The sequence below is a fragment of the Aliidiomarina halalkaliphila genome, from assembly GCF_007096385.1.
Taxonomy (GTDB): domain Bacteria; phylum Pseudomonadota; class Gammaproteobacteria; order Enterobacterales; family Alteromonadaceae; genus Aliidiomarina; species Aliidiomarina halalkaliphila.
The window spans coordinates 1-18,841 of record NZ_VJWL01000001.1 but is presented as its reverse complement, the minus strand read 5'-3'; the positions used below and the strand labels follow the sequence as shown (position 1 = coordinate 18,841).

General features: G+C 48.2%; 18 protein-coding genes and 1 rRNA gene. 4 read left to right on the top strand and 15 right to left on the bottom strand.

What is annotated here, in order from left to right; all coding sequences use genetic code 11:
- Window positions 1–25: 25 nt before the first annotated feature.
- Window positions 26–2,449, bottom strand: coding sequence for a VolA/Pla-1 family phospholipase (locus FM042_RS00100; RefSeq protein WP_143233737.1), 2,424 nt, complete (start codon window positions 2,447–2,449; stop codon window positions 26–28).
- Between the two features lie 203 nt (window positions 2,450–2,652).
- Between FM042_RS00100 and FM042_RS00095 the strand changes: the two genes are divergently transcribed.
- Together FM042_RS00095 and FM042_RS00090 are read left to right on the top strand one after the other, a co-directional pair.
- On the top strand, window positions 2,653–3,405 hold the full coding sequence (locus FM042_RS00095) for a YciK family oxidoreductase (RefSeq protein ID WP_143233736.1): 753 nt from the start codon (window positions 2,653–2,655) through the stop codon (window positions 3,403–3,405).
- Complete coding sequence (locus tag FM042_RS00090) at window positions 3,389–4,198, top strand: S1/P1 nuclease (RefSeq protein ID WP_185960648.1); 810 nt, start codon at window positions 3,389–3,391, stop codon at window positions 4,196–4,198. The genes FM042_RS00095 and FM042_RS00090 overlap by 17 nt, the downstream gene beginning before the upstream one ends.
- On the opposite strand, the gene FM042_RS00085 is transcribed toward FM042_RS00090, so the two are convergent.
- Complete coding sequence (locus FM042_RS00085) at window positions 4,173–5,030, bottom strand: CpcT/CpeT family chromophore lyase (RefSeq protein WP_185960647.1); 858 nt, start codon at window positions 5,028–5,030, stop codon at window positions 4,173–4,175. The genes FM042_RS00090 and FM042_RS00085 overlap by 26 nt on opposite strands.
- 236 nt (window positions 5,031–5,266) lie before the next feature.
- Here FM042_RS00085 and FM042_RS00080 point away from each other — a divergent pair, with 236 nt between their 5' ends.
- Entirely contained in the window at window positions 5,267–6,265 is a 999-nt protein-coding gene (locus tag FM042_RS00080; protein WP_143233733.1) for a WD40/YVTN/BNR-like repeat-containing protein, read from the top strand.
- A 15-nt stretch (window positions 6,266–6,280) separates the two neighbouring features.
- Here FM042_RS00080 and FM042_RS00075 read toward each other — a convergent pair whose 3' ends face one another.
- The 12 genes from FM042_RS00075 to FM042_RS00020 form a co-directional block, all read right to left on the bottom strand.
- Window positions 6,281–8,107 carry an aminotransferase class V-fold PLP-dependent enzyme gene (locus FM042_RS00075; protein ID WP_143233732.1) on the bottom strand — a complete coding sequence of 609 codons (1,827 nt, stop codon included), beginning with the start codon at window positions 8,105–8,107 and terminating at the stop codon, window positions 6,281–6,283.
- A 101-nt stretch (window positions 8,108–8,208) separates the two neighbouring features.
- Window positions 8,209–8,442 (bottom strand): (Na+)-NQR maturation NqrM, encoded by a 234-nt coding sequence (gene nqrM / locus FM042_RS00070; RefSeq protein ID WP_143233731.1) that lies wholly within the window; start codon window positions 8,440–8,442, stop codon window positions 8,209–8,211.
- Between the two features lie 10 nt (window positions 8,443–8,452).
- A complete protein-coding gene (locus FM042_RS00065) occupies window positions 8,453–9,316 on the bottom strand; it encodes an FAD:protein FMN transferase (protein WP_143233730.1) in 864 nt (287 codons plus the stop codon).
- A 9-nt stretch (window positions 9,317–9,325) separates the two neighbouring features.
- Window positions 9,326–10,552 carry an NADH:ubiquinone reductase (Na(+)-transporting) subunit F gene (gene nqrF, locus FM042_RS00060; protein ID WP_143233729.1) on the bottom strand — a complete coding sequence of 409 codons (1,227 nt, stop codon included), beginning with the start codon at window positions 10,550–10,552 and terminating at the stop codon, window positions 9,326–9,328.
- A 42-nt stretch (window positions 10,553–10,594) separates the two neighbouring features.
- Window positions 10,595–11,203 (bottom strand): NADH:ubiquinone reductase (Na(+)-transporting) subunit E, encoded by a 609-nt coding sequence (gene nqrE, locus FM042_RS00055; protein WP_143233728.1) that lies wholly within the window; start codon window positions 11,201–11,203, stop codon window positions 10,595–10,597.
- Between the two features lie 4 nt (window positions 11,204–11,207).
- On the bottom strand, window positions 11,208–11,843 hold the full coding sequence (locus tag FM042_RS00050) for an NADH:ubiquinone reductase (Na(+)-transporting) subunit D (protein ID WP_143233727.1): 636 nt from the start codon (window positions 11,841–11,843) through the stop codon (window positions 11,208–11,210).
- A complete protein-coding gene (gene nqrC / locus FM042_RS00045; protein WP_143233726.1) occupies window positions 11,843–12,598 on the bottom strand; it encodes an NADH:ubiquinone reductase (Na(+)-transporting) subunit C in 756 nt (251 codons plus the stop codon). Before nqrC ends, FM042_RS00050 begins: the two co-directional genes overlap by 1 nt.
- Window positions 12,588–13,817 carry an NADH:ubiquinone reductase (Na(+)-transporting) subunit B gene (locus FM042_RS00040; protein ID WP_143233725.1) on the bottom strand — a complete coding sequence of 410 codons (1,230 nt, stop codon included), beginning with the start codon at window positions 13,815–13,817 and terminating at the stop codon, window positions 12,588–12,590. The genes nqrC and FM042_RS00040 overlap by 11 nt, the downstream gene beginning before the upstream one ends.
- Before the next feature lie 2 nt (window positions 13,818–13,819).
- Window positions 13,820–15,160, bottom strand: a complete 1,341-nt coding sequence (locus tag FM042_RS00035; protein WP_143233724.1) for a Na(+)-translocating NADH-quinone reductase subunit A — start codon at window positions 15,158–15,160, stop codon at window positions 13,820–13,822.
- Between the two features lie 231 nt (window positions 15,161–15,391).
- Window positions 15,392–16,570, bottom strand: coding sequence for an enoyl-ACP reductase FabV (gene fabV, locus FM042_RS00030; RefSeq protein ID WP_143233723.1), 1,179 nt, complete (start codon window positions 16,568–16,570; stop codon window positions 15,392–15,394).
- A gap of 91 nt (window positions 16,571–16,661) precedes the next feature.
- Window positions 16,662–16,997, bottom strand: a complete 336-nt coding sequence (locus FM042_RS00025; RefSeq protein ID WP_185960646.1) for a BolA family protein — start codon at window positions 16,995–16,997, stop codon at window positions 16,662–16,664.
- 62 nt (window positions 16,998–17,059) lie between these two features.
- Window positions 17,060–17,653: an alpha-ketoglutarate-dependent dioxygenase AlkB family protein gene (locus FM042_RS00020; RefSeq protein WP_143233722.1), complete on the bottom strand. Its 594-nt coding sequence runs from the start codon at window positions 17,651–17,653 to the stop codon at window positions 17,060–17,062.
- Between the two features lie 120 nt (window positions 17,654–17,773).
- Between FM042_RS00020 and FM042_RS00015 the strand changes: the two genes are divergently transcribed.
- Entirely contained in the window at window positions 17,774–18,121 is a 348-nt protein-coding gene (locus FM042_RS00015; protein ID WP_143233721.1) for a DUF4870 domain-containing protein, read from the top strand.
- 377 nt (window positions 18,122–18,498) lie between these two features.
- Here FM042_RS00015 and rrf read toward each other — a convergent pair.
- Window positions 18,499–18,614: ribosomal RNA gene (gene rrf / locus FM042_RS00010) — 5S ribosomal RNA — on the bottom strand.
- Window positions 18,615–18,841: the final 227 nt, after the last annotated feature.

Genomic DNA, 18,841 nt, shown 5'->3' with positions numbered 1-18,841 from the left:
TTCAACATCTGTACTTTCGCGTGGATTATTGTACCAGATCAGGATTGATCTGAAGCATCCGTTGCATTGATTCGAAGTAGATACCAATCGACTGCTGCATATCTGTGGTAATCGCAGCACGCGTATCTGGATCCGCATCGTTATCCGCTGGATTCAATAAGGAGCTGTGACCTGCACCAATATAGCGAACTGCTGCACTGATTGGATCAGCGCTCTGCTCTGGCGCACTCACGAACGGCAATCCTAACTCACGAATTAACGGTGCGGTGCCACCTAATGGATGCGCTGTACTGTTCGGCACAACTTTATCACCATTGGCTTGAATCAAGTACAGTGGCGTTTCGGTGCCACGCAGTTGCGCTGCATAGTTAATAGGGTCGCCTGAATCAACCGCTGTTTGCGCAGCAAACTGGAATTGACCCAGAACCGCTTGCAACTGAGCCTGTTGAGCTGACGTCGCTACACCACCTTGATAGAACTGAACGTACGCAACCGGTAAGAAGGCTTCAAACTGAGGTGTTTGCGGATCAATACCCGATGCCACTGCTTCTTGAATTGCATAATCGCGGAAGTAAGCAAACGATTGGAATGCAATTGAACCACCAATCACCGGACCAAAGCGCTCAGACTCAACCAAGAACGGGGCTAAACCACCACCAGGCATACCAAGTACACCGGCACGCACTTGGAACAGCCCTTGGAAACTCTCAAGGTCGCCCGTTAGCGGCGTGTTCGCAGTTGCGATGAAATTAGTACCAGCAATTGCACCGAGGGAGTGGCCAACGAATTTCACGTCAGTTGGGTTAATCATGGTCCCGGCCAAATTCGAGAAGTTCAGGCTCAACCGTAATCCCATCAAATCAGAGCTCGACTGGCGTAAGTTATCCCGCGCAGTCAACAAGCTGCCTAAGTTAAGGTAGTTAGTTGGTGAACCTACATCCGCTGTGGCATTGATGTTTGCAACAACATTGCCTTCCTCATCGGTTACCGTAAAGCCACGGTCACCATGTATTGGATGGTCGATGGCAACAGCGGCATGACCAAATACAGCGAGCGTACCTGCAATCGCCATAAAGTTAGTTTTATCACCGGTAATACCGTGTTGGAAAATAACAACTGGCCAGCCACCGTCAGGCATTACCAAAGGTTCCATGCCATTGGCTGCACGTACCAAGTTTGCATTGGTCACGTTTGGCGTCGACATCATTAAAGGAACGTCAGCAATAGTCGTTGGGCGTGGAATTGGATTGAACTTGGTTAAGTGGCGGAAGCGGTCCAACTCAACTAACGCAGTGTCTTCAGCTGCTTCGTAAGGAATTTGCCCTGCCAACGCAGCTGGATTTGACAAATCTGCTGGATCAATACCCAGAGCAACCAACTCTTCAACCGTAACCTGACCGGATTGCAAACCAATGAGAATCGCCACTGGGCTTACAAAACCCGCCTGCCAGCGACCAGACAAAGGTGCTGTTGGGTTTTCTGCCGTTGGAATTGGGCTGAAATATGGAAGCGTCACTTCACCTACGTACAAATCCGCAGAGTTAGCGATCAAATACGTCGATGATGTGCTCGGTGGAATTTCCATGGCTTGCGCAACGGTCATGCCAGTCGGGCCTGCTTGCATGGTTGGACGTAGCTCTGGAGTCAGCATCATTTGCTTCACAACACCGAGTACATCACCCACTGATTGCGTCGTGAACCCAGAGCTGTAAATCACATTGCTTGTATTTACACCTGCTTGCGCAAGTACTGCATGATAGCTGTTAATCACACCTTGCAACGCTTGCTCTTGCGCTCCACCGATAGGGTCGGTCGCAAGTGGCTTGCTCAACAAGTAATAGGTCGACGAAGGCTGCACAGGGCGACCTAAGTCGTCACGAATATTGTTGGTCAATGCTGCAACATAACCTGTTTTAGGTTCGTATGGGCGCAATGGAATTACTTGCGCTTGACCACCGCTGAACACCACTGTGAAATCAGTGCCATGCTCTAGCTCAGCTACAAATTTACAAGCAGTACCTGCAGGCTGCGCTGCACAATCTGCATCACGGAAATCGCCGCCCATAACCACTTTAAATACGCGAATTGAACCTTGCGCAGTAACAGTGCCCGGGTTGATGCCTACTTCGTTACCATTTTCGTCACGCGGAAGCGTGAAACCAAATGTGAGTGGCATCGCCGTCGACCAGCCGTCTAAGCCATTTAAGGCGTTCTGCGGATTAGTAAAATCAGCGTTATCCGGGACTGGGATATTTAGCGTCCCGTCTGTGGTTCCGCTAAGAAGAATATCACTGGGTACCGGTAAATTACCTGCACCTGGATCAAATGCGACCCGAGCGGCTGGAACATTACTTTGCGTTTCAGTAACGGGCGCGTTTTCGCCATCAGGCATACACGCGGTTAGGCCGAGTGCGGTTGTGATAGCTAGTGATAGAAACAGTTTTTTCATGAGGTATCCCCAATCCTTGTTGTTCTAATTCTCATTTTCGAGCGACAGTATCAAACAGTCGTTCTAAATTCGTTAACAGAAAGTTATACACCTCTGTCGATGATTATTAAAGAAAAATCGTTGAGTTTCGGATCTGTTTACTGAGTTCAATCCCGTAAAGAGGTACAATAGCCCCTAAAGTTCACTTACGATATGTCAAAGTTATGCAGGATTATCAAAATTATCAAGCTCCTGAAGGAGCGCTTCAAGGAAAAATTATTCTCGTGACGGGTGCGGGTGATGGCATTGGTCGTGAAGCGGCGCTCACCTACGCTCGATTTGGTGCGACGGTTATTCTTTTAGGGCGCACCACGAAGAAACTTGAAGCCGTATACGACGAAATTGTTGCAGCTGGCTATCCTGAGCCGGCGATCATTCCTCTGGATATGAAAGGCGCGACGGAAAACCACTATCGCGACATGGCAGCGACTATTGAGCAACAATTTGGGCATTTAGATGGGTTGCTCCACAACGCCAGTTTACTTGGCGTGTTATCACCCTTTACCCATATTGATCTGGCATCGTGGAATGATGTATTGCAGGTCAATGTCACTGCACAATTTATGATGACCAAAGCGTTAATTCCGGTGATGCTTAAAGCGCCATCACCACGCATTGTATTTACATCTTCGGGTGTCGGCCGCAAAGGACGCGCGCACTGGGGCGCCTACGCTGTCTCCAAGTTTGCAACCGAAGGAATGGCGCAAGTAATTGCCGATGAATATGAAAATACCCCTTTGCGGGTGAATGTGATCAATCCAGGCGCCACGCGTACCATGATGCGCGCTAAGGCTTACCCTGCTGAAGACTCATCACGGCTAAAAACGCCAACGGATATCATGCCAGTTTATCTATTTTTGATGTCTGACGATGCACAACAACTCACGGGAGAATCTCTCGATGCGCAAACTTATTAGTGGGTTTCTTATTGCCGGGCTATTACTGACGCCAACCAAACTTGATGCATGGGGATTCCAAGGGCATGAATATATTGGTGAGATGACCTGGAATTACCTAACACCAGAAGCGCGCGCTTGGGTTCAAGAACGCATGGATATTGTAGGTGAAGATTCACTGGCGACCATGACTACTTGGGCCGATCGTGTCCGGGGCACTGAAGAAGGTCGCTGGATGGGGCCGTTACATTTTGCCAATGTACCGCCGGATGAAGACTACTTTGATTTAGAGCGCGACTGTCCCAACCGGCGCTGTGTCGTTGGTGCCGCTATGAACGACATTGAAGTCATGTTGGATCCAACCCGTTCTGCAGAGGAGCAGGCCCGCGCGCTGCGCACCTTCACCCATTGGATTACCGACATGCATCAACCATTGCATATGGGATATCAACATGATCGGGGCGGAAATGATATTCGCGTCACTTTCTTTGGTAGCGAAACCAATTTGCACCGGTTGTGGGATACAGTCATGATTCGAGGCATGGACGATATGCCATCACCGGCGATGCAAGCTCAACTTCATAGCTTGCCAGAACCGCGTGACGATTGGCACCAAGCACTTGTTGATTGGGCCAACGAGTCATCTGACTTAGCACGTGCAAACGCATATCCTAATGCAGAAGATGGCGCTGCTCTAGGTGAGCGTTATTTCCGTCAAGCTCGCCCTGTGGTAGAAAATCAATTGATTCTTTCAGCTCAGCGTATGGCGCGCATTATCAATGATGCAGCTAGTCGCTCTGAAAGCGCTCAATAGGTGTTAACCGGATGCGGAAACGCTCTGTTTCCGCATGCCATGTTGCCCCATCAAATTCCATAGTCACGTCTTGATGGGGATTCACATCCGACAAACGATACAATCGCACTTGCAGTCGATTTTCATCAGTTGCGAATCCTAGCACCTGAATATCATGACCAATAAACATTCCGTCAGCACTTGCCGTCAATGGAATACGAACATCATGATCATGCAGAGGACGGTGCGGAGCAACTCCCAACCACGCATCCGCATCACTTGCCTGAGCACCAGATGGAAGGAAAGCTATGTCTGCTGAGAAAAACCGAATCCGTTCGTAAACACTAACATCTCCGAGGGGGCTACCGACGATGATGTCTCCTCCCATTGCCACCGCGCGATCCTCGACTATGAGCTGTTCTTCCGTTAACAACAATTGTGACGACACTGCGATTTGTCTGCCGTGTTCATCCAAAAATGCACAACGACGACCATCGCGCACACCGACAAACTGATCATCTTCCGCCTGCCAACGAATACTACATCCTTGCAATAACTCGGCATGTCTAAGCATCGACGCGTCTCGTTCATTGTGAGCCGCTTCCGGAACAACATAAATATCTTGGATAAGTTGACTATTCCGCCGAGACTCGCGAAAACGATAAATATGCACCCGATAAGGTTCGTCTAAAGACTCAATCAACGCTTGCCGGGCAATGAGCACTGGCTCACCATCCCAGTCTGCTGGCGTAATTTGCATAAGAACAGGCGGCTGCCCGACGCCCTCGCCCGTGGTCATCATGTGTCGAAGATTGGAAAAGTCTCCAACCAAATGAGCTTTAAGTTGTGTCAATGGGGATTTACTTTGCTCACTGGCAGTTACAGCTTGTGCGGAAACAGATAGGATAGTGCAGCTTAACAACCCTAAAAGTAAAAATAGTGAGCGTCGAAGTATATGTCGTACTGAATTGATCATGGATACTCTCTTATGCGGGCTGGAAAAATCCAAGCCTCGTTTGTGTCCGTTCTCATTTGTTGGCAATATATCACAAGCTGGTTTTATCTCAGAAACAGGAACGTGTAATCATTATGAAAGCTCTCATGTGGAATACACTGGTAGTACTAGGATGCTTGGCTTTACCGAGCGCCGCTGCTGAGAATCATGGCTTACCCGAAGGGCATTGGTCGACAGTATATGCCGTAAATAACGATATCATTTGGGTCGGTAATCACGATGGACAAGTTGCCGTGTCGAGCAATGGCGGTGAAACTTGGGACATTTCGACGCCCGGCGGGCGCACAGCGAATCTGGATATTCGGCAATTAAAAGCCTTTGACGACCGGCATGCGTTCGTGCTCTCAACAGGCCGTGGCGAACGTAGCCGCTTGCTATTAACGCGCAATGGTGGCTTTAGTTGGCGCCAAATGTATCGTGGTAACGGCGACGAGGAGTTACGTTGCTTTGCTCTCATTCCAGATGGTGAGGGCTTTGTACTAGGTGACACCTTAGATGATAACTGGCATGTTGTGCGCAGCAGTAATGGCAATAATTGGCTCGCATCACGCAGTGGTTTCTCTGAGCGCTCACTTCCGAGTGAAGCCGCATCGGCTTCAGGGTCCTGTGCTGTTTTTGCGAATAATACCTTTTTGATGGGCACGTTAAACGGTACAACTGCTCGTATTATGCACAAAGGGAGAACATCTCTTCGTTTTCAAGTGTTAGATACCCCGTTGAGCGCAGGACAAGACGCGGGTGTTCATGCCGTATACCCCTTAAGTCAAAATGACTTCCTCATCGCTGGCGGTGCTGCCGGCTCAGATGCGCGTCCTGAACTATTTCGGTTTACACAAGGCAGTTTTACACAACTTCCCGCGCCTCCACTACAGGGAGCCCTCACGCAAATGACCGCAGCAGGAACAGTAATTCTCGCGGGAAATACATCTGGGTTTTATCGTTCCGCGGATTTTGGCGAACAATGGCAATCAGTGAACGATCAAGGCGTGGTATCGATTTCATGTTTTAGCGACAGCAGCTGTTGGTATCTCGATAATAATCGTCAGCTCAACAAGCTTAATATCGAAGAATAAACATCGACCCCGCTCTCACGAGTCGGGGTCTTTTGGTTTCTGAATCCAATCAAACACTTCCGAAGCGGCAGCTGTACACACCGCGGCCTGTGGCCAGCCCACCGACAGTGCAAGACGAGCGACATCACTAGCCCGGCGTCCTGAACGACAGAAAAATACCGGTTCGGGCGTATCTTGTAATTCAGCGGTAAGTAGGTAATCACACCAGAGTGCTCGAGGAATACTTACGAAACAAGATTCGGTATCTTGGTGATACTGAGCCCGCGCCTCCGACGTTTCTCGTACATCGATCAAAGCCATATGATCGCAGTGTAACTCGGCAACACCCAATGCTATCGGGTGGATATCATCGGTCAGGGCAATACCTGCATCGGTCAACACCAACGATCGCATGGTTGCGAGTGCGGTCACTCGAATGCCTTGGGCATCTGGTTCTATCCGGAAGCCCGCAAAATCTTGAGCAGTTTGGTTCCATTCACGCAGCTGCCAATCGCTCGACCCACAGCAAGCGCGAATATCTTCCATAACAGAGTGTGGCTCTTTCAGCGCAAGCACTTGTTGGGTGCTGCGGCAAAGAATCCAACCCATGCCAGCCGCAAGTGGCTGGGGAATATACAACGCCCCCTGCCCCCAACCGTTAACCCCCGTAATCTTTTCTCGAATGAAAGTGAGTCGTTCAACTAAAGCATCCAGATCGCTTTGACTAAATGCCGGACCAAATGACATTCGGATGGCTCCTTCCGACTGCCAAGCGGGAAGTCCCATAGCGTCTAAAACAAAACTGCGAGTGCCACCCGTGCTGCATGCGGAGCCAGCACTTACGCGGATACCCGCTGCATCGAAAATAGCGATTAACTCAGCAGAGCTATAACCTGCCACAGAGAAGTTTAACGTGGTAGGTAGGGATCCGGTGAGTGGATGATTGACGATAAGACCTGGGAAGGCAGCTCGCAGTGCCGTGATGATTTCATGACGATACCCATAGAGCGTATCGGCATCTTGAAAGGGGCTGGTTTCTGGATGATTAAGCCATGCAAATATCTGCCCTAGCGCCGCTACACCGGCCACGTTTTCGGTACCGCCGCGCAAGCCTTGTTCCTGACCGCCACCGGTCTGTAACGGCGTAAACGGCGCTCCATCTCGCACATACATAGCACCTACACCTTTAGGACCATAAAGCTTATGAGCACTAAAAGGAGCATAGTCGATTGTGGTTTTGCCCAGAGCCACGGGGCGTTTCCCCAACATTTGTACGCAATCCACCAACCATGGAACCTGAGGCGCGGCACTACGAATCACTTGTTCCAATTGCTGCAGATCTGCAAATACACCGGTTTCATTATTCGCACCCATAGTGCAAATCATAATCGCGTGTGGAACTTGGCTTCGAATAAAGTCGTAATCTAATAAGCCGTCTTCATTCACCGGGATTGCTTGCAACTCAGCCCCGACGCGAAGCAATTCATTCCAGTGTCGAAGCGCCTCGGGAACCGCCTTATGTTCCGTGGCTCCATAGAGTAACAGATGCCCTTTTCCCCGACCTCCCGCGTATAGTTGAAGGACAGAAAGAACCGCAGTATTAATGCCTTCCGTAGCACCACTCATAAAAAGAATACGGTCTGACGCACAGCCGAACAGCCGGCCCGCTTCTGCGCGCGTATCACTGAGTATTCGTTTCGCTCGGATGCCTGCATAATGCGGGCTACTAGGGTTGCCAAAGTGCGTGTTATAAACACGACTCATGAGCGCTTGCAGCTCCGGCAACACAGGAGTAGTGGCATTCGCGTCCATAAAGATTTCATGGGGGTAATGAGTACTATGAGCAGACAACAGAAACGACACGGCAGGGCCTCATTGGTTATAACTTATTCTTTTTGATTATATAAAAAATTACACAATAAAAAAGCGCACTCCAGTGCGCTTTCTCAGAATTTTCTATTCCATTACTGGATTCTATTTTCTTGCCATGCCTGCTCTTTCTCTTTCCGAGCAGCTTCCTTGGCCATTTTTGCTTTACGCGACTCACATGGATCGTCGCAGTCACAGGCTTTATCCATGCCCAGAGCGCCAATACCACCGCAGCTACCGCTAATGGACTTGCGCTGAATTAAATAACCAATGGCCATTCCCGCAATGACAATCAACATCAATACGAAAGCCAACATCAAGGTTTGCATGGAATCTACCTCACAATACGACGTCTGCAAATGCCCGACTAGTATACCGCGTTAAGCCCGAATCTTCACGTACGAAAACAATCATTGATAGATCATTCGCGTTAGCCACTGCCATCGCCTTATCTACCGGCGTATTCGCGAACCACTCCGCGAGCGCTTGCGCCATGGCAGCATTATCGTGAATAACAATGGCTTTCTCTATAGGCGAATCCTGCTCTGGGATACCACTCGATACAGCGCCATCGCGAATATCAATGTAAAAATCGTCGAGACTCGGAAACGCAATACGTTGATACCCTCTTCCACGCTTTGGAGAACGAACACGTAAGTGATTATCAATTGATATTCGATAGGTTTGCACGTTCATTAAGTCCAGAATATCCGCTATGCGGTCAGCCATGTGTCCTTGCAACATGCCTTCAAGATTCACTGATACCGTCTCATCTGCTTTCACAATTTGATGGTTGTAAATCCTCACCGGTGCTCGATTGTCGTGAACATCAGAGTGGAACATCTGAATCTCACCATCGCTTAAGTCGTGCAAGTACAAGCTCTGACGGAGCAATCCTTCAAGTTCGCGTGTCAGTACAAACGACTCGGTAGAACGCCATTGGTTAAAGCGTTCCACCTCCGATTGGGGATAAGCAACGGAATATTGTGTAGCCACATATTGAAGAATGCCCTGCACTCGTTGAATCACGCGAGCTTCGGTATGATTAGGGTGTGCCGGTAAGAACTCAACGTGATAGTCGTAGCCAAGAACCTGACCCGCAATTTGCTCCGTTTCCGATGTGTCAGAACAACCGGATACAAAAAAGGCTAGCCCTAGAAGGGCCAGCCATTTTGTATAGGTCTTACCTAGATTTGCTAACACCGAGAGGCCTTAGCCACCGAAATCATCAAGCATGATGTTTTCGTCTTCAACACCTAAGTCTTTCAACATGTTGATCACAGCCGCGTTCATCACCGGCGGACCACACATGTAGAACTCACAATCTTCTGGTGCTGGATGGTCTTTCAAGTAGTTCTCAAAAAGAACGTTATGAATAAACCCAGTATGACCTTCCCAGTTGTCTTCCGGCATCGGGTCAGACAACGCAACATGCCATTCGAAGTTTTCGTTCTCTTTGGCTAGCATATCGAAATCTTCAACATAGAACATTTCGCGCTTAGAACGAGCACCATACCAGAATGAAATCTTACGCTTACTGTTTAAGCGACGCAGTTGGTCGAAGATATGTGAACGCATTGGCGCCATACCTGCACCACCACCAACAAACACCATTTCCGCTTCAGTTTCTTTCGCGAAGAATTCACCAAATGGACCAGAAATCGTTGCCTTATCACCTTTCTTCAAACTAAAGATATAGGCTGACATCTTGCCTGGTGGCAGTGTCATATCATTTGGCGGCGGCGTAGCAATACGCACGTTCAACATGATAATGCCGTACTCTTCTGGGTAGTTCGCCATGGAGTAAGCGCGAATCACTTCCTCGTCGACTTTAGATTCTAAATCGAACAGCTTAAAGCGATCCCAATCGCCACGGTATTCTTCATCAATTTCAAAGTCTTTAAACTTCACGTGATGAGGTGGCGCCTCGATCTGAATATAACCACCCGCACGGAATGGAACTGATTCACCATCTGGAATCTCAAGTACCAGTTCTTTGATGAAGGTCGCCACGTTGTCGTTTGAACGAACCACACAATCCCATTTCTTGATGCCGAAGATCTCTTCATCAAGTTCAATTTTCATGTTTTGCTTCACGTTCACCTGACAGGATAAACGAGCACCGTCACGGGCTTCACCGCGGGTAATGTGATCGCGCTCAGTCGGTAGAATATCGCCACCACCTTCTTTAATGTGCACGATACATTGACCACATGAACCACCGCCACCACAAGCAGAAGACACGAATATTCCTGCATTTGATAATGCATTCAGGAGCTTCGTACCCGGTTGGGTTGTAATCGTCTTTTCTTCGTCATCGTTAATGATGATCTGGACATCACCAGAAGGTACCAACTTTGATTTGGCGAACATAATCACCACAACCAGAGCTACTACAATAATGGTGAACATGCCCACGCCAAGATATATTTCTTGCATCGACTTGTTCCTTTTATTCCGCTACTTCGTTACACCAACGGTTTACAGGGATACGCCGGAGAACGACATAAAGCCCAAACCAATCAAACCGGTACTGATAAAGGTAATTCCAAGACCGCGCAGGCCTTCAGGAATATCCGCGTACTTCAGTTTTTCCCGTACTGCAGCCAACAAGGTAATTGCTAGGGCCCAGCCCACACCGCTACCTACGCCGTATACAACACTTTCGGTGAAGTTGTAATCACGCTCAACCATGAACAACACACCACCAAAGATGGCACAGTTCACAGTGATCAGCGGAAGGAAAATACCCAACGCGTTATAAAGCGTTGGTAAGTATTTATCCAATGTCATTTCCAAGATCTGAACCAATGCCGCGATAACACCGATAAAGGTGAGGAATCGCAAGAAGCTCAAATCCGCATCTGGGAATCCAGCCCATCCAAGTGCACCTGGTGCCAACACAAAAGTGTTTACCAAGTTCCCTAAAGGTACCGCCAAGCCAAGTACCACGATAACCGCAACACCAAGACCAAGTGCCGTGGTTACTTTTTTGGAAACAGCGAGGAATGTACACATTCCCAGGAAGAACGAAAGTGCCAGGTTCTCAATGAACACTGCACGGACGAACATGCTTAAATAGTGTTCCATGACCTTAAGACTCCTTCGCTTCTATCTGCTCTGGGCGGAACATACGTAGCACCCAAATAAAGCCACCAATGATAAAGAATGCACTTGGTGGAAGAACCAACAAGCCAATTGGGGTATACCAACCGCCTTCAGTTATCAATGGAAGAATTTGGTATCCAAACAAGCTACCTGAGCCGAACAGCTCACGGAAGAAACCAACCGTGAGTAGAACGACTGAGTAACCCAGTGCGTTACCTAAGCCATCCAAGAATGACATTCCAGGACCTTCCTTCATTGCAAAGGCTTCGGCACGGCCCATAACGATACAGTTGGTGATAATCAAACCAACGAATACCGATAGCTCTTGGGCGATGTCATAAGCAAATGCTTTAAGTAATTGGTCAACAACAATTACCAAACTCGCAATGATGGTCATCTGAACGATGATCCGAACACTTGATGGAATGTGGTTACGAATAATCGAAATCGACACATTCGATAACACCAATACGAAGGTAAGCGCGATACACATTACCAAGGTATTTTCCATTTTGGCTGTTACCGCCAATGCCGAGCAAACCCCAAGAATTTGTAGAGCAATTGGGTTGTTGGCGAAAATAGGGCCAAACAACGTTTGCTTCATTTCTTTTGCGCTAGCCATTAGATCGCTCCCTCTTCACGTACTTTCATCAGGAAGGCGCCGTAAGCTTCTTGACTCAACCAAAACTGGAACGTTTTGTCGACTCCGTCACTTGTGATGGTGGCCCCAGATAATGCATCAACTTCGTTGTCACCCGCACCCTTGCGAACACGGATAGCTACGTTGCCGTCGCTATCAATAGCATTCTTGCCGTCAAAGTTTGAACGCCAGCGAGGGTTTTGGATTTCACCACCAAGACCTGGAGTTTCTGAGTGCTCATAGAAATTGATACCGCGAATCGTTTGGCCATCTGGATCGACCGACAAAAACGCGTACATCATGCCCCAGAGTCCTGAGCCGCGAATATCGATAACATAAGACGCAACACCGTTGTCTTCACCTTGAATAACGTATACTGGAATATCAGCTCGTAATCCACGCACACCTGCGGCGCTAGCGCGCTCGCCACCATCTTTTGCTGATGAAGCAGCTAGCGCTTCCTCAAGAGCAAATAATGAGTCGTGCTCAGTAAGTTCTTCAGTGTCCCGATTAAAGGTCATCAAACGCACTCGCTCAGCAAATACTACATCTGCGGAGCGACCTTGCAGGTCGACATTCGCAGTGCGCAGGATATTTTGCTGTTTAGCCAGAGCTGCGTTCGCTTCCTGACGCTCTTTTAATCCTACTGCGGCGCCCGAAACGATAATCGAGCACACTAAACATAGGAGGATAATAACCGTAAAGGTTTTACCCATTGTATCGTTCTTACTTGCCATGACGTAACGCCCTCCGCTTCACGTTGGCCTGTACTACAAAGTGGTCAAACAATGGTGCGAATACGTTCGCGAACAAGATCGCCAACATGATACCTTCTGGGAACGCAGGGTTAATGACACGGATCATCACCGTCATAAAGCCGATGAGAATACCGTATGCCCATTTCCCTTGATTGGTGAACGAAGCAGACACAGGATCCGTCGCCATAAACATCATACCGAAGGCAAAACCACCGATAACCAGGTGCCAATACCATGGCATTGCGAACATTGGGTTAGTATCACTGCCGATGAGGTTCAACAGGCCTGAGAACAACACCATACCAATGAATACACCACCCACGATACGCCAGCTGGCAATGCGGAAATAAATCAGTGCTAAACCACCAAGCAGTACCGCGATGGTCGACACTTCACCCACGGAGCCTGGAATACGTCCGATAAACGCATCCATCCACGTGTAAACACCTTCAAGTACACCACTACCTGCCACATTGCTGTAATCAACGTCGCCGTTAAATGCTTGCGTTAGCAGGGTTGCGCCCGAGTAGCCATCTACAGCAGTCCACACTTGGTCGCCTGAGATCGCAGCTGGAAACGAGAAGTACAAGAATGCACGTCCGGTAAGCGCTGGGTTCAAGAAGTTACGGCCAGTTCCGCCGAAGATTTCTTTACCGATAACGATACCAAAGGTGATACCTAACGCAACTTGCCATAATGGAATCGTGGCCGGCAGCGTAAGTACGAAAAGTACTGAAGTAACAAAGAATCCCTCGTTAACTTCGTGCTTACGTACCGACGCGAATAACACTTCCCAGAAACCGCCCACCACAAAGGCTGTGGCATAGATAGGTAAGAACCAACAGGCCCCGTACCACATCATGGTGCCCCATCCCGCGTTCTCTAAGCTACCACCAAACATTTGGAACAGGCTTACCTGCCAAACATTGGCCAAGCTGTAGCCTTCAGCCACCGCAAGTGACGCTTGGAAACCAATGTTATACATACCGTAGAACATGGCTGGGAACGTCATTAACCAAACAAAGATCATGATTCGCTTTAGATCGACATTATCGCGAACGTGTGTAGTCCCTTTGTTGGTATAACCTGGCGTGTACAGAATCGTAGCGACTGCTTCGTAAAGCGCATACCACTTTTCGTGCTTCCCACCTGGCTCAAACTGGGGTTCGATTTTCTCTAAATAGTTCTTCAAGCTCATGATCAGCCCTCTTTCTCAATCGTGGTCAGGCACTTACGCAGAATTGGGCCGAAGTCATATTTTCCTGGGCACACATAAGTACACAAGGCGAGATCTTCTTCGTCCAGTTCCAGACAGCCTAGAGCTTGTGCACTCTCGATATCCCCAGAACACAAGTCACGTAGCAACAAAGTAGGCAGAATATCCAATGGCATCACGCGCTCGTAAGTACCGATTGGCACCATCGCACGGTCTGAACCATTAGTTGAAGCATTCATATTAAATAGCTTTTTGCCGAACAGGTGGCCTGCATAAGCACGCGTAATCGAGTGCATTTCTTTGCCGGGCCAAATCCATCCGAACAAATGCTTCTCGTCGCCTTCCTCAAGTACAGATACTTGATTATGAAAACGTCCGAGATAAGCATGAGCACCTGATGCTTTATGACCGTTCAGTACAGAGCCCGAAACAATACGTTGTTTCCCTTCGGCTAACTCACCTTTGGTCAATTCATTCAGGTTTGCACCTAAACGAGTGCGCAACAAACGCGGATTCTTCACCCCTGGTCCGCCCAAAGCAACGACACGGTCAGTAAACAATTCACCAGTAGTGAAAAGTTTGCCAATCGCAATCACGTCTTGGTAGCTTGCGTGCCAAACATGATAGGTCATGTTCACGCCTTCCAGGAAATGAATGTGAGTACCCACGTTTCCAGCGGGGTGAACCCCTTGGAAAGTTTCGTGAGTTACCGGCGCGCTATCAAAATCGATATCAGCCTCAGGTGCAGTTGCAACATATAACTTGCCTTCAGTGAGACGGCTTAAAACTTTAAGGCCGTTACTGAAGTCTTTTGCATGCTCTTTAATCACCACAAGCGGATCGCCCGCAAGTGGATTGGTATCCATTGCGTTTACGAAAATTGCTTTAGGTTCAGAATCAAGTGCGGGAGACTTTGAATAAGGACGGGTGCGCAACGCGAGCCACAAACCCGAGTCAACCAGATTTTGCTGCACGTTTTCACGACTCAGTTGCAATAATTTGCCTTCGTCGTAACTTGCGAACGTTTCCTGCTCGTCGCCATCAATTTCGATGACTACCGATTGCAGTACACGCTTCGCACCACGATTAATTTCCTTAACTACACCAGCTGCAGGAGCAGTGAATTTCACACCTGGGTTCTTTTTATCTTCAAAAAGAACCTGACCTTTCTTGACCCGGTCTTCGACCTGGACATGCATGGTCGGGCGCATACCCACATACTCTTCACCCAATGTAGCAACGGTTTTGATGGCTGGGCCATCTTCAATGATTTGTTGTGGAGCACCCGCAATAGGGATGTCCAAACCTTTCTTTATCGTAATCATACGCGTTTGCACTACTCAATTTAGGGAAGATTGAAAGCTCAAAATTCGTTTGTCGCGACAGAATACAACCATATAAGTATGCCACCGCATCTTCACCACGGTTAAAACGTGTACAAGACGCGGAACATACTAAAGCTACCCTGTAACTTCCAGGGCCGTATTCTACATATTTTTGGTAAAACTGACCATGCCAATCTTGAAAATTAATTGGTATTCCCTGGTCGATATAGTTTACCAGTTGACGATCGGGTCTACGTCGGCATCGTAATCAACACCGTCGATTCCAAACCCAAATAAACGTAAGAAATCTGAATGATAGCCTTTATAATCAGCAAGTTGATGGAAGTTTTCTTGCGTGACTTGGTTCCATAGCGCCTCTACCTTGGCCTGTGTTTTATCATTGGTTTCCAAGCCATCAACCCGTAGGCGATTGTGGTCATCCATTTCCGGCACTTCAACATACAAATCCTGGGTGAATAGGCGGTAAATCTGCTCAATACAGCCTTCGTGTGTGCCTTCTTCCTTCATTACCTTATAAATCAAAGAGATATATAACGGCATCACGGGAATGGCGGAGCTAGCTTGCGTGACTAATGCTTTTAGCGACGAGACCCAGGCCTTTAAGTGAACATCCTTATAACCACGACGCAGAGTGGCAGCAGCCCGATCCAAATCTTCTTTTGCCTTGCCAATAGTGGCGTGACCATAAATCGGCCAGGTTAATTTTTTACCAATATAGGTATATGCGGTCGTTTGACACCCATCGGCCAATACACCCGCGGCATGCAACTGTTCAATCCAACGTTCCCAGTCTTCACCGCCCATCACTTTGATCGTTTGTTCAATCTCGTCATCGTTTGCTGGGTCGAGCGTAATCTCATGCACTAAGTCTTTATCAGTGTCATAAGTTTTCGTGGTGTACTGCTTTCCGATCGGCTTCAAGGTCGACGAATAAACTTCACCTGTGACCGGATCTTTGCGCTTCGGAGAAGCAAGGCTGTAGACAACAAGATCCACTTGACCTAAATCGGCTTTAATCCGCTCGATCGTTTCCGCTTTGATTTCGTCCGAAAACGCATCACCATTAATGGTGTGATAGTACAAGTTAGCTTCTTGCGCATACTTGTGGAACGCAGCCGTATTATACCAACCTGCTGTACCTGTTTTTCTCTCTGTCGGCTCTTTTTCGAAGCATACGCCGATGGTTTTCGCGTCGCTACCAAATGCCGCCATAATACGTGACGCTAAGCCATAACCGGTTGAGCAACCGATCACCAATACCCGCTTGGGGCCAATGTTCATATGAGGTGTTGATTTCACATAGTCAATTTGTTGGCGGACATTTGCAGCACAGCCCACTGGATGTGCATTTGTACAAATAAAACCGCGAATTTTTGGTTTGATGACCATTGCTTCAATTTCCTGTTGTTAACGTCGTAAAATATAACCCGATATATTACCCGAGGGCGCAATCACAGCACATCTGATGTGCTGTATGCAACTAAGGCGATGTTGCTGAATCCTTTTTGCTACCGCCTCGACACGCTGGCGAATCCGGCACCTGACCAAATTCGCTTTCCCATTCTTTGGGCGTATAGGTGTGCAAAGCAAGCGCATGAATCTGATGACGCAATTCGTCTGCAAGTACCTCGTTCACTGCTCGATGTCTCTGAATCAAGCGTGACCCTTCAAAGCTTTCTGCAACGAGCGTTACTTTAAAGTGCGACTGTGCATCAGGGCCACTCGCATGCATATAACTTTCGTCCTTTACATCCACATAATCCGGAGAGAGCTCACTGATGAGCTTTGCTTCAATGTGGGCACGCATATCTACCATTGTGAACCTCATACCGTTGATAACCATCAGAGTATAACGCGTCCCCGCCTTATGATCCTCCATCACGAACGAATCGTGCGGAAAGTTAAGTTAATCCTAGGCCGACTAACACGCGCTCGCTTAGGTAATGCGTGCTCCCAATAATGCTGCGTGTCCCCTGCCATTATAAGTAAGCTACCATGCGCAAGCCGCAGCACCTCTCGCTGTTGAGTAGCGCGATGACGCAGAATAAAGTCTCGCTCTGCACCAAGGCTGACCGAAGCAATGACGGGACGTGCACCGAGTTCTTTCTCGTTATCGCGATGCCAACCCATACTATCCATTCCGTCTCGATAGTAATTGGCCAACACGGCATTTGGGGTAAGATCTAACGCTAGTAACTTCTCGCGCAGTTCAAGCAATGCGGGGCTCCAACCCTGCGCCTGTAGTTCAACGTTTGAGTAGGTGTAACGAACTCCCGGATCACCATGCCACGATTGCAGTCGGGGTATTCTATGAGACTTACCGAATAGTTTCACTTCCCCTTGTTCCCAGGGTAATTCATGCTTCAATCGCTCAAAAAAACGATCTGCTGTGGTCGTATCACACCAATTGGGAAGGTAGTAAATTGTGCTATCAGGCACCGTTAATTGATGTTTTATTAACCTTTCTAACATCGAAACCTCAATAAATTCATTCATGTAACCAAATCAAAAAGATTGCCTGCACAAGAATTTCTGCTAGTTTTATTCAGATAAAATGATAAGCCACTAACGGCACTATACGGAGCTAGCATTATGGAATCGAATAGACAGTACGTAATGTTTTTACACCTATCACTCTTAAGTGGATTAATTATCCCTGGTTTTGGATGGGTTGTACCACTTATTCTTTGGTTGGTGAAAAAAGACGACCCTGTAGTTGATAGGCACGGCAAAATAGTCGTGAACTGGATGATTAGCGCACTTATTTACAGCATTATTGGTTTGATTCTTACCGTGATCGGTATCGGTGTTTTAATTCTAATTGCGGTTGCAATATGTAATCTCGTTTTCTCAATTATTGGTGCAGTAAAAGCTGCCGACGGTGAGGCATGGCCATATCCGCTATCTATCCAGTTTCTTAAAGAAAGAACCGTTATCTAACCAAACTTCCAGCACAAAGTTTTTTTAGGGAGTCCGAGAGAACACCTTTTGTAGACCCCATAAGCAAAAAGGCCACCCATGCGGGTGGCCTTTTTGGCTTAATTGGATGCCTGGCGGTTTGCCAGGGGCTCGCAGAGCTCACCCCGCTGCGCAGGGTGAAGCCTAAGCTTTCTATGAGATGAGCACGCTCCGACACACATCCATGTGGGGGGCTTCCAGCTCGGCATCCATGCCTCGCGTTCGGACCTGAAGTTGCAATGCAACTTCCGGGCGGTCCTCACCCTACTCTCAATGGGGGAAACCCCAGTTCGGTAAAAACTCCACACAGACCAAATAAAAAAGCCCCTCGCTTTCGCGAAGGGCTGTTTTATTTGGATGCCTGGCGGTGTCCTACTCTCACATGGGGAGGCCCCACACTACCATCGGCGCTGACATGTTTCACTTCTGAGTTCGGAATGGATTCAGGTGGTTCCACGTCGCTATGGCCGCCAGACAAATTCTTATAATTTGGCACAAGCTGTTCAAACAAAGTTGCGTAGCACTCTACGCGCAAACAATCCAGGCTCACCTGTCTTTTGATTCTTTCATATCGTCTCCAACTTCTTCGTTGGATTCTATACTCCAACGCCATGCGTTGGGTACATGCCAACAACACCCTTTTGGTGTTGTATGGTTAAGCCTCACGGGCAATTAGTACACGTTAGCTCAACGCCTTACAGC

What these genes read in the sequence shown, in the direction of transcription:
- FM042_RS00100 (WP_143233737.1), bottom strand. Translation starts at nt 2,449, where the DNA reads ATGAAAAAACTGTTTCTATCACTAGCTATCACAACCGCACTCGGCCTA.
- FM042_RS00095 (WP_143233736.1), top strand. Translation starts at nt 2,653, where the DNA reads ATGCAGGATTATCAAAATTATCAAGCTCCTGAAGGAGCGCTTCAAGGA.
- FM042_RS00090 (WP_185960648.1), top strand. Translation starts at nt 3,389, where the DNA reads ATGCGCAAACTTATTAGTGGGTTTCTTATTGCCGGGCTATTACTGACG.
- FM042_RS00080 (WP_143233733.1), top strand. Translation starts at nt 5,267, where the DNA reads ATGAAAGCTCTCATGTGGAATACACTGGTAGTACTAGGATGCTTGGCT.
- nqrM (WP_143233731.1), bottom strand. Translation starts at nt 8,442, where the DNA reads ATGCAAACCTTGATGTTGGCTTTCGTATTGATGTTGATTGTCATTGCG.
- nqrF (WP_143233729.1), bottom strand. Translation starts at nt 10,552, where the DNA reads ATGCAAGAAATATATCTTGGCGTGGGCATGTTCACCATTATTGTAGTA.
- nqrE (WP_143233728.1), bottom strand. Translation starts at nt 11,203, where the DNA reads ATGGAACACTATTTAAGCATGTTCGTCCGTGCAGTGTTCATTGAGAAC.
- FM042_RS00050 (WP_143233727.1), bottom strand. Translation starts at nt 11,843, where the DNA reads ATGGCTAGCGCAAAAGAAATGAAGCAAACGTTGTTTGGCCCTATTTTC.
- nqrC (WP_143233726.1), bottom strand. Translation starts at nt 12,598, where the DNA reads ATGGCAAGTAAGAACGATACAATGGGTAAAACCTTTACGGTTATTATC.
- FM042_RS00040 (WP_143233725.1), bottom strand. Translation starts at nt 13,817, where the DNA reads ATGAGCTTGAAGAACTATTTAGAGAAAATCGAACCCCAGTTTGAGCCA.
- FM042_RS00035 (WP_143233724.1), bottom strand. Translation starts at nt 15,160, where the DNA reads ATGATTACGATAAAGAAAGGTTTGGACATCCCTATTGCGGGTGCTCCA.
- fabV (WP_143233723.1), bottom strand. Translation starts at nt 16,570, where the DNA reads ATGGTCATCAAACCAAAAATTCGCGGTTTTATTTGTACAAATGCACAT.
- FM042_RS00025 (WP_185960646.1), bottom strand. Translation starts at nt 16,997, where the DNA reads ATGGTAGATATGCGTGCCCACATTGAAGCAAAGCTCATCAGTGAGCTC.
- FM042_RS00020 (WP_143233722.1), bottom strand. Translation starts at nt 17,653, where the DNA reads ATGTTAGAAAGGTTAATAAAACATCAATTAACGGTGCCTGATAGCACA.
- FM042_RS00015 (WP_143233721.1), top strand. Translation starts at nt 17,774, where the DNA reads ATGGAATCGAATAGACAGTACGTAATGTTTTTACACCTATCACTCTTA.